Source organism: Pseudomonas sp. LFM046 (genome assembly GCF_000949385.2).
Lineage (GTDB): Bacteria > Pseudomonadota > Gammaproteobacteria > Pseudomonadales > Pseudomonadaceae > Metapseudomonas.
The window spans coordinates 4,828,306-4,843,092 of the sequence record NZ_JYKO02000001.1 but is presented as its reverse complement, the minus strand read 5'-3'; the positions used below and the strand labels follow the sequence as shown (position 1 = coordinate 4,843,092).

General features: G+C 64.4%; 10 protein-coding genes. 6 read left to right on the top strand and 4 right to left on the bottom strand.

The features are described 5' to 3' along the window. Nucleotides 1–129: 129 nt before the first annotated feature. Nucleotides 130–912 carry a helix-turn-helix transcriptional regulator gene (locus tag TQ98_RS22310; protein WP_044873546.1) on the bottom strand — a complete coding sequence of 261 codons (783 nt, stop codon included), beginning with the start codon at nucleotides 910–912 and terminating at the stop codon, nucleotides 130–132. Nucleotides 913–1,001: 89 nt separating this feature from the next. On the opposite strand from TQ98_RS22310, the gene TQ98_RS22305 reads away from it, so the two are divergent. Next, nucleotides 1,002–2,189, top strand: coding sequence for an MFS transporter (locus TQ98_RS22305; RefSeq protein ID WP_044873547.1), 1,188 nt, complete (start codon nucleotides 1,002–1,004; stop codon nucleotides 2,187–2,189). 122 nt (nucleotides 2,190–2,311) lie between these two features. Here TQ98_RS22305 and TQ98_RS22300 read toward each other — a convergent pair whose 3' ends face one another. Further along, the gene (locus TQ98_RS22300; protein ID WP_044873548.1) at nucleotides 2,312–3,487 is read right to left on the bottom strand and encodes an acetyl-CoA C-acyltransferase; all 1,176 of its coding nucleotides are present in this window, start codon (nucleotides 3,485–3,487) and stop codon (nucleotides 2,312–2,314) included. Nucleotides 3,488–3,665: 178 nt separating this feature from the next. On the opposite strand from TQ98_RS22300, the gene TQ98_RS22295 reads away from it, so the two are divergent. From TQ98_RS22295 to TQ98_RS22280, 4 genes are all read left to right on the top strand, one after another. After that, nucleotides 3,666–5,348 carry a fatty acid--CoA ligase gene (locus TQ98_RS22295; protein WP_044873549.1) on the top strand — a complete coding sequence of 561 codons (1,683 nt, stop codon included), beginning with the start codon at nucleotides 3,666–3,668 and terminating at the stop codon, nucleotides 5,346–5,348. 240 nt (nucleotides 5,349–5,588) lie between these two features. After that, nucleotides 5,589–7,481 carry a DUF1302 domain-containing protein gene (locus tag TQ98_RS22290; RefSeq protein ID WP_044873550.1) on the top strand — a complete coding sequence of 631 codons (1,893 nt, stop codon included), beginning with the start codon at nucleotides 5,589–5,591 and terminating at the stop codon, nucleotides 7,479–7,481. Between the two features lie 30 nt (nucleotides 7,482–7,511). After that, entirely contained in the window at nucleotides 7,512–8,879 is a 1,368-nt protein-coding gene (locus TQ98_RS22285) for a DUF1329 domain-containing protein (RefSeq protein WP_044874125.1), read from the top strand. Between the two features lie 176 nt (nucleotides 8,880–9,055). Continuing rightward, entirely contained in the window at nucleotides 9,056–11,752 is a 2,697-nt protein-coding gene (locus TQ98_RS22280) for a LuxR C-terminal-related transcriptional regulator (protein WP_242443171.1), read from the top strand. Here the strand turns inward: TQ98_RS22280 and TQ98_RS22275 are convergent. Continuing rightward, nucleotides 11,741–12,604, bottom strand: coding sequence for a hypothetical protein (locus TQ98_RS22275; RefSeq protein ID WP_044873552.1), 864 nt, complete (start codon nucleotides 12,602–12,604; stop codon nucleotides 11,741–11,743). The two genes, TQ98_RS22280 and TQ98_RS22275, sit on opposite strands and share 12 nt — an antisense overlap. Nucleotides 12,605–12,790: 186 nt before the next feature. Between TQ98_RS22275 and TQ98_RS22270 the strand changes: the two genes are divergently transcribed. Then, entirely contained in the window at nucleotides 12,791–13,732 is a 942-nt protein-coding gene (locus tag TQ98_RS22270; RefSeq protein WP_044873553.1) for an alpha/beta hydrolase, read from the top strand. A 153-nt stretch (nucleotides 13,733–13,885) separates the two neighbouring features. Here TQ98_RS22270 and TQ98_RS22265 read toward each other — a convergent pair whose 3' ends face one another. Continuing rightward, nucleotides 13,886–14,722: a metal-dependent hydrolase gene (locus TQ98_RS22265; protein ID WP_044873554.1), complete on the bottom strand. Its 837-nt coding sequence runs from the start codon at nucleotides 14,720–14,722 to the stop codon at nucleotides 13,886–13,888. Nucleotides 14,723–14,787 lie beyond the last annotated feature (65 nt).

Genomic DNA, 14,787 nt, shown 5'->3' with positions numbered 1-14,787 from the left:
GGAAGGAAAAGGCCCACGAGAAGGGGGCGGCCTTCGGCCCCCATGCGGGTCTCTGCGGGTGGGCTGAAGCCCACCCTACAAGGTTGAACTGGACGGATCGCATCGTCTGTTGTGGGCGCGAATTCCGCTTCAATCCCGCTCCAGCGTGGCCAGCAAGCCCAGGCTGGCCACGTAGTCCCTCGGATTCTCTCCCAGCAGGCGTCGGAACATGGCGCTGAAGGCCCGGCCGCTGCCGTAGCCCAGGTCCCTCGCCACCGATTGCACGTCCTGCCCGGCGAGCAATCGGGGCAGGGCTTCGGTGAGGCGCAGGTGCTGGCGCCACTCGTTGAAACTCATGCCCAGTTCCTGGGCGAACAGCCGGGCCAGGGTGCGGGTGCTGGCGCCCACGTCCAATCCCCATTCTTCCAGCGTCCGCGTGCTGTCCGGCGCTTCCAGCAGGGCCAGGCAGATGGCCTGCAATCGGCGATCCCTCGGCATGGGCAGGTGGAGCGGCATACGCTCCAGGGCGGCGATCTCGTGGAGGATGAGGCGTTGCACCAGGCTGCGGCGCTCGTCTTCCGAACCCTTCGCATCCAGTTCCACCAGTCGCAGGATGAGCTCACGCAGCAGTGGCGGCACCGCCAGCACGCAGCAGGCGTCCAGGGCGGGTGGCGCAGCGTCGGCGGCAATGTACAGGGTGCGCATCTGCACCTGGCCGGACATGAATATCTGGTGCTCGATCCCCGGCGGTATCCACACGGCGCGGGTGGGCGGGATGACCCAGGCGCCGGCCGCGGTGACCAGGCGCATCAGCCCCTCGGCGGCATAGAGGAATTGTGCTTCGCGATGGAGATGGGGGGCGACGTGGTCACCGTCCCGGTAGTCGCGGGCGATGGCCGCGATCCGCCCCTGGGGCAGGTGTTCGATCAACATGGCCGATTCGATGACTTCTTTGTCTGAAAGGCAAAGTTCGGCCAACCTAGCATGGAGTTCCACACCAACCAAGCTGCAGTGGAACTGCCATGAACCGACCCGCTACCGTCATTCGCTTCATCAATGCCGCCCATGTGATCGATCACATGTTCATGCTGATCTTCCCGGCCGCCGTGCTGGGTATGGGCCGTGACTTCGGCCTGGCCTACGGCGAGCTGATCGGCCTTTCCCTGGGCGGCTTCATCGCCTTCGGTGCCTGTTCGCTACCGGCCGGCTGGCTGGGGGACCGCTGGAGTCGGAGGCAGATGTTGCTGGTGTTCTTCCTCGGGATCGGCGCCTCGGCCATCCTCACTGGTCTAAGCGGCAGCGTCCCGGCTCTGGTGGCGGGTCTGACGCTGATGGGGGTATTCGCCGCCATCTATCACCCGGTGGGTACCGCCATGCTGGTGGCCCATGCCGAGAACCGTGGGCGAGAGATCGGCATCAATGGCATGTGGGGCAACCTGGGCGTGGCCTTCGCCGCCCTGCTGACCGGCTTTTTGACTGCCCGCTTTGGCTGGCGTGCAGCCTTCATCCTGCCGGGGGCGGTGGCCCTGCTGCTGGGGTTCTGGTTCGCCTGGTGCGTGAAGGACGAGGCGCCTCCCGTATTAGCCGCCAATGCCGGGCGTGCGGGGAGTGGTTCACGCATTTCGATGCCGCTGGTGTTCGGCGTACTGGCCCTGGTGACCGCCACCGGCGGCGTGGTGTTCAACGCCTCCACGGTGACCTATCCCAAGCTGTTCCAGGAGCGCCTGCATGAACTGTTTGCGTCGCCGGAAGCCCTCGGCCTGGTGGTCAGCCTGGCCTATGCCTTCGGCGCCGTGGCACAACTGCTGATCGGCCGGGTTATCGATCGCGTCAGCCTGAAGCTGCCCTTCGTTGTGTTGACCTTCTTTCAGGCGCCGTTGCTGCTGGCCATGGCGTGGAGCGACGGCTGGGCCGTCATTCCGCTGGGGGCCGCGTTCATGTTCGTGGTGTTCGGCCAGGTGACGGTGAACGATTCCATGGTGGCCAATTTCGTGGCGCCCCAGTGGCAGGCGCGGGTGTTCGCGCTGCGCTACTTCGTCTCCTTCGGTGCCAGCGCGGCAGCAATCCCGATGATCGCGTTCATCGAACCGCGTGAAGGGTTGGTGGGGCTGTACCTGGTGCTGGCGGGCTTCGCGGTGCTGACCTTCACGGCGGCGCTGGTGTTTCCGAGGACGCCGGCCCATGCGCCAAGCGTGGCCACTGCACAGTAAAAGAGGCCAGGGGCGTGGAAATGTAATGGGTTTCGCTTCGCCCGACCCATCCTGCGGGGAAGCGAGAGCCCAATGAAAAAGGCGCGGTCAGAGCCGCGCCTTTTTCAATCCGGCAACAGCGCTTACAGCAGCTCGATCGCCACTGCAGTCGCTTCACCGCCACCGATGCAGAGCGAAGCCACGCCGCGCTTGCCACCCTTGTTACGCAGGGCGTTGATCAGGGTGATGATGATGCGGGAGCCGGTGGAGCCCACCGGGTGGCCCTGGGCGCAGGCGCCGCCGTAGACGTTGACCTTGGCGTGGTCCAGGCCGTGTTCGCGCATGGCCAGCATGGTCACCATGGCGAAGGCTTCGTTGATCTCGAACAGGTCCACGTCGTCCTTGTTCCAGCCGGTCTTCTTGAACAGGTTGGTCATGGCGCCGATGGGGGCCAGGGTGAATTCGCTCGGGTCCTGGCTCTGGGTGGCGTGGCCGACGATCCTGGCCAGGGGCTTGAGGCCACGGCGGGACGCTTCTTCGGCAGTCATCAGGACCAGGGCGCTGGCGCCGTCGGAGATGGAGCTGGCGTTGGCGGCGGTGATGGTGCCGTCTTTCTTGAAGGCCGGCTTCAGGCCCGGGATCTTGTCCAGGTTGGCGGTAAGCGGCTGCTCGTCGTCCTTCACCACGACCTCACCCTTACGGGTGGTCACGGTCACCGGGGCGATCTCAGCGGCCAGGGAACCGTCGGCGATGGCGGCCTGGGCGCGCTTCAGGGACTCGATGGCGTAGGCGTCCATCTCTTCACGGGTCACGCCGTACTTGTCGGCGGTTTCCTGGGCGAAGGAACCCATCAGGCGACCGGTGCGGGCGTCTTCCAGGCCGTCGAGGAACATGTGGTCCTTGATCTCGCCGTGGCCCATGCGCAGGCCGGTGCGGGCCTTTTCCAGCACGTAGGGGGCGTTGGACATGCTTTCCATGCCGCCGGCCACCATCACGGAGTTGGTGCCTGCCTTGAGCAGGTCGTGGGCCAGCATCACGGCTTTCATGCCGGAGCCGCACAACTTGTTGATGGTGGTGCAACCGGTAGCGGAGGGCAGGCCGGCGTTCAGTGCAGCCTGGCGGGCCGGGCCCTGCTTGAGGCCGGCGGGCAGTACGTTGCCCATGATCACTTCCTGCACGTCCGTCGGCTCGATGCCGGCGCGGCTGACGGCCTCGCGTATGGCCAGTGCCCCCAGGTCCACGGCGGGAACGCCGGACAGGCTGCCCTGGAAGCCGCCCATGGGAGTACGGGCGCCACTGACGATAACGATATCGGACATCTCGAACCTACCTTCTTGTTTGACTGACCGCGACCGGCCGGAGCCCGCCATTCTAACTCGTGACCAGAATCAGCCATAGAGTCACCGGTCAAATCACTCTTTTGACTGATTTGCGGAGGACGGAAGCACCCTAAAGTCGGTATCCACAATAAGTCCTCAATCTCACCAGGTACGCCTCATGCTCCAGACCCGCGTCATCAAACCCGCTGACAACGCCTACGTCTTTCCCCTGCTGATCAAGCGTCTGTTGATGTCTGGCAGCCGCTTCGAGAAGACCCGCGAGATCGTCTACCGCGACCGTATCCGTTACAACTACGCCACTTTCAATGAGCGCGTCGCGCGCCTGGCCAACGTCCTCACCGAGGCCGGGGTGAAGGCGGGTGATACCGTGGCGGTGATGGACTGGGACAGCCACCGCTACCTGGAGTGCATGTTCGCCATCCCGATGATTGGCGCCGTGCTGCACACCATCAACATCCGTCTTTCGCCGGAACAGATCCTCTACACCATCAACCACGCCGAAGACCGCTTCGTGCTGGTCAACAGCGAGTTCGTGCCGGTCTTCAACTCCATCCGCAGCCAGATGACTACGGTGGAGAAGACCCTGCTACTCACCGACGGCACCGACCACGAGGCCGACCTGCCCAACCTGGTGGGCGAGTACGAAACCCTGCTGTCGGCGGCAAGCACCCAGTACGACTTCCCCGATTTCGACGAAAACTCGGTGGCCACCACCTTCTACACCACCGGCACCACCGGTAACCCGAAGGGCGTCTACTTCACCCACCGCCAGCTGGTGCTGCACACCCTGTCCATGGCCTCCACCATTGGCGCCCTGGATAGCATCCGCCTGATGGGCACCAACGACGTCTACATGCCCATCACCCCGATGTTCCACGTCCACGCCTGGGGCGTGCCTTACGTGGCCACCATGCTGGGCGTGAAGCAGGTATATCCCGGCCGCTACGAGCCGGACATGCTCTGCCACCTGATCCGCGAGGAAAAGGTCTCCTTCTCCCACTGCGTGCCCACCATCCTGCAGATGGTGATGAATGCCCCCACCGCCCAGGGCTACGACTTCGGCGGCCTGAAGATGATCATCGGTGGCAGCGCGCTGAACCGCTCCCTTTATGAGGCGGCCAAGTCCCGTGGCATCCAGCTCACCGCCGCGTACGGCATGTCCGAGACCTGCCCGTTGATCTCGGTGGGCTACCTCAACGAGGAGCTGCTGGCCGGCAGCGAAGACGAGTGCATTACCTACCGCATCAAGGCCGGCGTGCCGGTGCCTCTGGTGGAAACGGCGCTGATGGACGCAAACGGCAATTTCCAGCCGGTGGATGGCGAGTCCCAGGGCGAGCTGGTCCTGCGCGCCCCCTGGCTGACCCAGGGTTACTTCAATGAGCCGGAGAAGAGCGAGGAACTCTGGGAGCACGGCTGGCTGCACACCGGTGACGTCGCCACCCTCGACGGAATGGGCTACATCGACATCCGCGACCGCATCAAGGATGTGATCAAGACCGGCGGCGAGTGGATTTCCTCCCTGGAGCTGGAAGACCTCATCAGCCGTCACCCCGCCGTGAAGGAAGTGGCGGTGGTAGGGGTACCCGACCCGCAATGGGGTGAGCGTCCCTTCGCCCTGGTGATCGTTCGTGACAACCAGGCCCTGGATGCCAAGGCACTGAAGGAACACCTCAAGCCCTTTGTCGAGCAAGGTCACATCAATAAGTGGGCCATTCCCAGCCAGATCGCGCTTGTTACTGAAATTCCCAAGACCAGCGTGGGCAAGCTGGACAAGAAACGCATTCGCGTCGACATCGCCCAATGGCAGGCTGCTGGCAGCACTTTCCTCTCCGCTCTCTAAGCAATACGGGCCGCGCCTTGCGAGGCGCGGCCCGGCAACCAAGCAAACGCTTGGCTTGTTAATTGCTGCGTTCTGACCATTACTGGCTATCTTTCTTACCGACGGATCGGACTAGTCCGCGGGAAAGGGCGAGCCAGACTACCTGGGGGTTCCAAATCACACTTTCGAGGGATCAAGCGCTAATACCTGCTGGCTATAGTCCGCAAGCATCAATAACAAAAAACACATGGAGTAGCGTCGATGACAACAACCACAAAACTCTGGCGCCTGGCGAAACTGCCACTGGCCGTCAGCCTCGCTTCCACGCTCGCCGCTCCGGCATTTGGCGTGAGTTTCAACATCGGTGAGATCGAAGGTCAGTTCGACTCCTCTCTGTCCGTGGGGGCCAGTTGGTCGATGCGGGGGGCCGACAAGGACCTGATCGGTGTGAACAACGGTGGGGACGGCCTGTCCCAGACCTCCGACGACGGCCACCTGAACTTCAAGAAGGGCGAAACATTCTCGAAGATCTTCAAGGGTATCCATGACCTCGAGCTGAAGTACGGCGACACCGGCGTCTTCATGCGCGGCAAGTACTGGTACGACTTCGAGCTGAAGGACGAGCACCGCCTGTTCAAGGACATCGACGACCACGGTCGCAAGGAAGGCGCCAAATCGTCTGGCGCCGAACTGCTCGACGCCTTCATCTACCACAACTACAACATTGCCGACCTGCCGGGCAGCGTGCGCCTGGGCAAGCAGGTGGTGAGCTGGGGTGAAAGCACCTTCATCGGCAACAGCATCAACGCGATCAACCCGATCGACGTGTCCGCCTTCCGCCGCCCCGGCGCCGAGATCAAGGAAGGCCTGATCCCGGTCAACATGTTCTATGTGTCCCAGAGCCTGACCGACAACCTGTCGGCCGAAGCCTTCTACCAACTGGAGTGGGACCAGACCGTCATCGACAACTGCGGCACCTTCTTCTCCCAGCCGGACGTGGTGGCGGATGGTTGTAATGACAACCTGCGCGTGCTCAGAAAGGCATCCAGCCTGAGCCCTGCTGCCCTTGGCGCTCTGGGCAGGTTCGGTGTGGATGTCAACGAGGAAGGTGTTCTGGTCCCTCGTGGTCCTGACCGTGACGCCAGAGACAGTGGCCAGTGGGGCACTGCACTGCGCTATTTCTCGGAGCCCCTGGATACCGAGTTCGGTGCTTACTTCATCAACTATCACAGCCGTGGGCCGATCTTCAGTGGTCACAGCGCAACTCAGGCTCAACTGAATGCCATCAATGCCGGCTTGCCGAACGTTCCGGCCCTCGGTGCGAACAACCCGGCAAACCTGCGGCCCCTGGCCGTCGCAGGCTCTTCGAACTACTTCATCGAATACCCGGAAGACATTCGCCTGTACGGCCTGAGCTTCTCCACCACGCTGCCCACCGGTACCGCCTGGAGCGGTGAAGTGAGCTACCGGCCGAACGCTCCGGTCCAGCTGAACACCACCGATATCCTCTTCGCGGGCGTCGGTTCCCTGGGCGGCCTGTTCGGTAACGCATCGGTGCTGGATGGCGCTCCGGGCCAGGACCTGCATGGCTATCGCCGCAAGGAAATTACTCAGTTCCAGACCACCTTCACCCACTTCTTCGATCAGGTGATGGGCGCCAGCCGTCTGACCCTGGTGGGCGAAGTCGGTGTCGTGCATACCGGTGGTCTGGAGAGCACCAGCGAAGCCCGCTACGGCCGTGACCCGGTGTTCGGCCCCGGACCGCTGCCGGCGACCGGTCCCCTCAATACCTGTACAACCCTCAACGCCAGCACCCTGGGCAACCCGAACGCCGAGAACGTGAGCAAGTACTGCGAAGACGACGGCTTTGTCACCAGCACCGCCTGGGGTTACCGCGTCCGCGCCGTGTGGGATTACAACGACGTGTTCGCCGGCGTGAACCTGAAGCCGAACGTTGCCTGGTCCCATGACGTCGACGGTTACGGTCCGAACGGCCTGTTCACTGAAGACGCCAAGGCTGTGAGCCTGGGCCTTGATGCCGAGTACCAGAACACCTACACGGCCAGCCTGGCATACACCGACTTCTTTGGCGGCAAGTACAACACCCTGATCGACCGCGATTTCCTCGCGCTCAGCTTCGGCGTGAACTTCTAAGCGGACTGGATTTTGAGGAAGACCATGAAGATGAAAACAACAAAGAGTCTGCTGCAAACCGGCGCGCTCGCGCTGTCCCTGCTGGCCACCAGCGTCATGGCTGCGGTCTCTGCTGACGAAGCAGCCAAGCTGGGCACCAGCCTGACCCCGCTGGGCGCCGAGAAAGCCGGCAACGCCGATGGCTCGATTCCCGCGTGGACCGGCGGCCTGCCGCAGAGCGCGGGCAACGCCGATGCCCGCGGGTTCCTGTCGAACCCCTTCGCCAGCGAACAGCCGCTGTTCACCATCACCGCGCAGAACGTCGACCAGTACAAGGACAAGCTGACCCCCGGCCAGCTGGCGATGTTCAAGCGTTACCCCGACACCTACAAGATGCCGGTGTACACGACCCACCGCACCGCCACTGTGCCTGCCAAGGTGATCGAGGCCACCCAGTACAACGCCACCCACACCAAGCTGGTGGAAGGCGGCAACGGCCTGGAGGACTTCCACACCGCCAACCCGTTCCCGATTCCGCAGAACGGCCTGGAAGCGATCTGGAACCACATCACCCGCTATCGCGGTGGCAGCGTGCGTCGTCTGGTGACCCAGGCGACCCCGCAGCCGAACGGCTCCTACAGCCTGGTGTACTTCCAGGACGAGTTCACCTTCCGCGACCAACTGAAGGACTACGACCCGAGCAAGCCGAGCAACATCCTGTTCTATTTCAAGCAGCGCGTAACCGCGCCGTCCCGCCTGGCCGGTAACGTGCTGCTGGTGCACGAAACCCTCAACCAGGTGAAGGAGCCGCGCCTGGCCTGGCTTTACAACGCTGGTCAGCGCCGCGTGCGCCGCGCCCCGCAGGTGTCCTACGACGGTCCGGGTACTGCCGCCGACGGTCTGCGTACTTCCGACAACTTCGATCTCTACAACGGTGCTCCGGACCGTTACGACTGGAAGCTGGAAGGCAAGAAGGAGATCTACATCCCCTACAACAGCTACAAGCTGGATGATCCGAATCTGAAGTACAGCGACATCATCAAGGCCGGCCACATCAACCAGGACCTGACCCGCTACGAGCTGCACCGCGTGTGGCACGTGGTGGCCACCCTGAAGCCGGGCGAGCGCCACATCTACGCCAAGCGTGACTTCTACATCGACGAAGACACCTGGCAGGCCGCCGCCATCGACCACTACGACGGTCGTGGCACCCTGTGGCGCGTAGCCGAAGCCCATGCCCAGTACTACTACAACAACCAGGTGCCCTGGTACACCCTGGAAAGCCTCTACGACCTGCTTTCCGGCCGCTACCTGGCCCTGGGCATGAAGAACGAGGAGAAGCAGTCCTACGACTTCGGCTACACCGCCTCTGAAAGCGACTACACCCCCGCGGCCCTGCGCCAGGCGGGCGTTCGCTAACGTCCTGCAACACGTTGTAAGGAAGCCGGCCTGCGGGCCGGCTTTTTCTTGGACTCCTGTTCTTGCCGGGGCTTCTATTGGCTCAACTGAACGGCTAGGCTCCTTCAGGTCCGTGCCCCTGCAAGCACACCATTCCTAGACCCTGGGTGATGACCGTCCTGAGCAGTTCGCGAACCATGACTTCGGCCACCGGACCTACGGCCGATGCACGCTTCTTCCGCCCGCCGCGCCCCGCCGGCCATGTGCCGCGCCCGCGCCTGTGCGAGCGGCTTGCGGCTGGGCTGGACGGCCGTCTGCTGATGCTCAGCGCTCCGGCCGGTTTCGGCAAAAGCTCCCTGGCCATCGAATTCTGCGAAAGCCTTCCGCCTGAGTGGCAGAGTCTCTGGCTCAGCCTCAGCCGTCGAGACAGCGACCCCGGACGTTTCCTCGAACGCCTGCTGGATGGCCTGCGGCAGTTCCATCCGGGCCTGGGCGACGAGGCCATGGGTCACCTCAAGATGCGCCAGCGTCACCAGCCCTTCGCCTTCGAGCAATGGCTGGACGGCCTGCTGGATGAAGTCGCCGGGCGTTTCGATGCCGGCCAGCCCCTGCTGCTGGTGCTGGACGACTACCACCTGGCGCAGAACGCAGTCCTCGACCGTTGCCTGCAATTTCTCCTCAATCACCTGCCCGATGGCTGGGTGCTGCTGGTGACCAGCCGCCAGCGCCCGGACTGGCACCTGGCGCGGTTGCGCCTGTCGCGGCACCTGCTGGAAATGAACGAGCAGGACCTGCGCCTGACCGAAGACGAAGGCCATGCGCTGTTGCGCAGCCAGGGCGCCAAGGTCGAGGGCGACGAATTGGACGGCCTGCTGCAGCGCAGCGAAGGCTGGGTGGCGGGACTGCGCCTGTGGCTGTTGGCCGGCCAGGTTGCGACGACGGGGCCCGAGCCGGCACACACGGCCCACGGCGACGAGAGCCTGATCCGTGAATACCTGCTGGAAGAAGTGATCGAGCGCCAGCCGCCGGAAGTCCAGACCTTCCTTTACGAAACCGCCCGCTTCGAGCGCTTCTGTGCCGAACTCTGCGACGCCGTGCGCGAAAGCCACGACAGCGCCGCCATCCTGCGCCACCTGCAGGCCCACCAGGTGTTCCTGGTGCCGCTGGACGAGCAGGGCCAGTGGTTCCGTTACCACCACCTGTTCTCCGACCTGCTGCGGACCCGGGCCAACCGTGACCTGGCACCGTCCGGTGCACACCTGCGCGCTTGTCGCTGGTTCAGTGCGCGAGGCCTGCTCGACGAAGCGGTGGAGCAGGCCCTGCGCGCCGGCCAACCCGACGTGGCCGCTTCGCTGGTACAGAACCTGTCGGAAGAACAACTGCTGGCCAACCAGAACATCGCCATGCTGTTGCGCTGGAAGATGGACTTGCCTGACAGCCTGCTGTCCAGCACGCCCCGGCTCATCGTGCTCTACAGCCTGGCCCTGGGCCTGGCCTGCCAGCTGGATGCGGCGGAGGAGCTGGCCGGCAACCTGGCGCGCTTCCTGCCGGCGCCGGATGCCGTGCAACAGCGTCACCTGCTGGTGCAATGGCAGGCCATCAGTGGCCTGATCGCGCGAGGACGGGGTGACATCGACCGGGCCGAGCATTTCTGCACCGAAGCCCTGTCCGCCCTGCCGCCGGAAAACTACGGCCAGCGGCATATGTGCCTCTCTCTGCTGAGCAATGTCTCGCTGGTGCGTGGCGATCTCTGGCGCGCACGCGGCTTCAATCGCGAGGCCCTGGAAATGGCCCAGCGGGGCGCCAATCCGCTGTTCGAGGCCCTGGTCCACTATGACCGTGCACGGGTGCTGCAAGTGCGCGGCGAGATCCTGCGCTCCCAGGCCGAGGTGCAGCAGGGCCTGGAGCGCCTGCGTGGTGCGGCGACGCCCCGGGCCTGCGTCGCGCGGGCGCGGCTGATGCTCTACCAGGGCTACCTGCACGCGGTGCGCATGCAGCCCCAGGCGGCGCGGGTCTGCCTTCAGGCCGGCATCGCCGAAGCCCGCGCCTGCCGGGATATCAGCCTGTTGATCGGCCACTGCGCCCTGGCTGGGCTGGAAGGGCGAGAAGGGCGCTTCGCCGCTGCCTTCGCGCAGTTGGCCGAGGCCGAGCGCTTGATGCACATCTGGGACGTGCCGCCCATCTACTACCTGGCCATGATCACCCTGTCCAAATGCGAGCTGTGGCTGGCCCAGGGGCAGGTGGAGCTGGCCGAAGCCTGGCTGCCACGCCTGGCGGAAACCTATTCAGGCGACCAGGCTGCCGCAGCGCCCGAGTTCCATCCGCAGCTGCCGCACTACATCGAGCTGCAACAGGCTGCCCTGGATCGCGCTCAGGGCAAGATCGTGGAAGCCGAAGCCCGCCTGCGGACGCTGATGGAGGCGACTGAAGGCCTGGGCGCCCAGCACGTCGCGCTGATCGCGCGGCTGCAACTGGTGGCGCTGCTGCGCGGAACGCGCGAGCGAGAAGCTGCGGCGCTGCTGGGGTGTGCGCTGGAATCGCTGCCCGCCGGTGCCTTGCTGCCGTACCGGCAGTTGCTGGAGCAGCATCCCCAGTGGCTGCGTGAACAGCTGTCGACCCGTTCGCCGGACGATGTTCGCGAACTGCTCGAACTGTTGCCAGGCATGGAATCCGTAGTGCCGGCCGATGCCGGTCCCGCCGAGGCGCTCAGCTCTCGGGAGCTGGCGGTGCTGCAATTGATCGCCCAGGGCTGCTCGAACCAGGAAATCAGCGAGCGCCTGTTCATCTCCCTGCACACGGTGAAAAGCCACGCCCGCCACATCAACAGCAAGCTCGGGGTGGAGCGGCGCACCCAGGCAGTGGCCCGGGCCAAGGCGCTCGGCCTACTTCGCTGACGCTTCCGGAGACGCCGAGAGGTCCAGTGCCGGCGCCGTGGGCTTATGTTTCGCCGGCGCGGCCAGTTGCGCATCCACGTCCTGCTGAATACCTGCCAGCACCGGCAACAGGTCTGCCATGTTGCCGCGTACTTCGCTGTAGGGATGTTTCTCCGCCAGCTCGGCGACCCTCCCCAGCAGTTGCCCGCGCACATCTCCCTGAAGGTGGACGAACAGCTCCGGCAACTGCTTGGCCAGTTCGGCGCTGTAGAGCACCAGGTCTTCGCGGTTGAACTGGCGGGTCAGGCCCAGGTAGTCCAGGGAACTGGAGGTCAGCATGGCGGCGGCGGCCTTGGTTTCTTGCAGGCCTTGAAGGCGGATCGGGCTGCCTTGTTCCTTCTCCGAAAGCGTCATCCAGAACTCCACCGTCAGGGTGAAAAGGATGGCCTGCTGGCGCAGCGAATAGGTCATCAGGCCCAGGGCTTCGGCGCCATAAGGCTGCTGCGGCGCCTTGAAGTCGAAGTACAGGCGCATCAGCTCCTTCAGCTGGAAGAGAACCTCACGGGCCTCGTTCTGACGAAGTTCCAGGGGGGCATAGATGTTCAGCTGCGGCTTGAAGTTCTCCTCGCTGACCATGCGCGTGTAGATCGGACCGGTGAATTCGCCACTGCGCCGGGGCAGGGCGTTCACCTGGGTGGTGTCGATTTTCTGCAGGGCCTGGATCAACTGGTGGTAGTCGGCGCTGCTCCAGGGGCGCTGGATGTCGGGAATCTTCTGCCCCAGGTAGAACAGCTCGGCGGCCGACGCGTGCAGGACGAAACACATCAGAAGGGCGGCCAGCGGCCAGAGCAGTGGGCGGGGTGGCGTCATCAATCTGGACAATCCTGCGCAGGAGGGCCGGCCAAGAGTAGCGAGGCCGGAATGCGCCGTCACCCGCGCCTTGGTTGGGCGCGCGAGGGGGCGACCTGCCGACCGCCGCGCTCTACCTAGGTTGGGCGCGGCGGGACGGATCGCGTGCTGTGATAGCCCCTCGATAACAACAATCACGAGGTGCCCCGCATGTCCGCATCCAGTCTGCCGCTGTCGCCGCCGCTTGCCGCCGGTTTCGCCCGCCTGGGCTTCGGCTCCCTGCCACTCGATCGCCTCAAGGCGCGCTACGCCAGTGCCGACAGCGGTTCCCGCTTCATCGAACTGGATGGCTTCAATGTCCATTACCGCGACGAAGGCAGCCGCGACAAACCGGCCCTGGTGATGATCCACGGCGTGGTCGCCTCCCTGCACACCTGGGACGACTGGGTGGACGCCTTCGCACCCCACTACCGCATCATCCGCTTCGACGTGCCGGGCTTCGGCCTCACCGGCCCCAAGCGCAGTGGCGACTACTCTGCCGAACGTATGATCGGCATCCTCGGCTTGCTCATGGACTACCTGGGCATCGCCAAGGCGTCCATTGCCGGAAACTCCCTGGGCGGTTACATCGCCTGGAACTTCGCCCTGACCCAGCCGCAGCGGGTGGAAAAGCTCGTGCTGATCGACCCGGCGGGCTACCCGATGCGCAAAGTGCCCTGGATGATCGCCGCCGCCGACCTGCCCGGTGCCACCCTGGCCATGCCCCTGTGGATGCCGCGGGCATTGATTGCCCAGGGCATCAAGGAGGTCTATGGCGAGCCCGGGCGGATCAAGCCCGGCGTAGTGGACCGCTATTACGACCTCTCCCGCCGACCGGGCAATCGCCGCGCGATGATGGACATCTTCCGCGTGCTGCTGAAGGTCAACCGCGAGGAGCTGGCGGGGACCGGCCGGCGAGTGGCGGAAATCAAGGCGCCGACCCTGCTGCTCTGGGGCGAGAAGGACCGCTGGATCTCACCGAAGCACGTGCCGCTGTGGCAGCGCGACCTGCCGGGGATCCAGGTGAAGACCTATCCCGGCGTGGGGCATATCCCCATGGAGGAAATTCCGCAGCAGAGCGCGGCGGATGCGATGAGGTTTTTGTTGGGGTGAGGGCCACAGCAGCTGCTCGAACTTGACCCTAGGGTGCGCCGCGCGCACTGAATTTCCGTGCGGACGTCCCGGTGCGCACGGCGCACCCTACCCAGTCACCACGAGCTCAAAAGAAAACGGCCCCGAAGGGCCGTTTTCTCGTTCAGATGATGCTCACGCCGCACTCACCCGCACCCCATCGAACTCCTCCCTTGCCTTGTGCAGCAGGTCCAGGTTGTCGTGCTGCCAGGGGTGGAAGCCCTTCATGAAGAAGTCCAGGTAGGTGCGCACCAGCGGCCGGAAGATGCCGTTGCGGCCCCAGGTCCACACCAGGCCGTCGCGCCAGACACGCCAGTTCCACAGCAGGCCGTCGCGCTTGAGCATGTGGGCCAGGCCGCGGGTGGTGTCGAGGACGAAGAAGAAGGTGCCCATCACCATGGCCCGGCGCAGCAGGCGATGGCTGCCGCAGACCTGGTTGTAGACGTCGAAGGCCACCGCTTTGTGCTCGGTTTCTTCCAGCGCGTGCCAGCGCCACAGGCGCGCCATGGTGGGGTGGGCGCCGGCCATGTACTCGGGGTTCTTCAGCAGGCCGTCAGCCATGATCGCGGTGATGTGTTCCAGCGCGGCCGTGGCAGCCAGTTGGCGGCGGGCGGAGAACTTCTTCTGGGTGAAGCGGATGCGCGCCTGGGCACGACGTTCGATGGCGCCGATGTCATAGCCCAGTTCCCGCAGGCGGTTGCTGTACTCCAGGTGTTCGCGGCTGTGGTGGCCTTCCTGGCCGATGAAGCCACGGATCTGTTCCTTCAGCACCGGATCGTGGATCTGGTCGCGAAACTGGCGCACCGAGTCGATGAAGAAGCGCTCGCCATCGGGGAACAGCACCGACATCGCGTCGAACAGGTGGCTCTTGAAGGCGTCGCCGCCGTGCCAGTGACGCGGCAGCGGGCTGGGCAGATCGAAATCCATATGGCGAGGACGAATAACCAATCCTTCGGGGGTGGTGCTGGCCATGAGGGCTCCTTGAGTCTATCTGGACTATGGTCCCACTATCGGCCTGCCGGGTTTTGTCGGACAAG

Coding starts and splice junctions, on each gene's coding strand:
- TQ98_RS22310 (WP_044873546.1), bottom strand. CDS start 912: ATGTTGATCGAACACCTGCCCCAGGGGCGGATCGCGGCCATCGCCCGC.
- TQ98_RS22305 (WP_044873547.1), top strand. CDS start 1,002: ATGAACCGACCCGCTACCGTCATTCGCTTCATCAATGCCGCCCATGTG.
- TQ98_RS22300 (WP_044873548.1), bottom strand. CDS start 3,487: ATGTCCGATATCGTTATCGTCAGTGGCGCCCGTACTCCCATGGGCGGC.
- TQ98_RS22295 (WP_044873549.1), top strand. CDS start 3,666: ATGCTCCAGACCCGCGTCATCAAACCCGCTGACAACGCCTACGTCTTT.
- TQ98_RS22290 (WP_044873550.1), top strand. CDS start 5,589: ATGACAACAACCACAAAACTCTGGCGCCTGGCGAAACTGCCACTGGCC.
- TQ98_RS22285 (WP_044874125.1), top strand. CDS start 7,512: ATGAAAACAACAAAGAGTCTGCTGCAAACCGGCGCGCTCGCGCTGTCC.
- TQ98_RS22280 (WP_242443171.1), top strand. CDS start 9,056: ATGACTTCGGCCACCGGACCTACGGCCGATGCACGCTTCTTCCGCCCG.
- TQ98_RS22270 (WP_044873553.1), top strand. CDS start 12,791: ATGTCCGCATCCAGTCTGCCGCTGTCGCCGCCGCTTGCCGCCGGTTTC.
- TQ98_RS22265 (WP_044873554.1), bottom strand. CDS start 14,722: ATGGCCAGCACCACCCCCGAAGGATTGGTTATTCGTCCTCGCCATATG.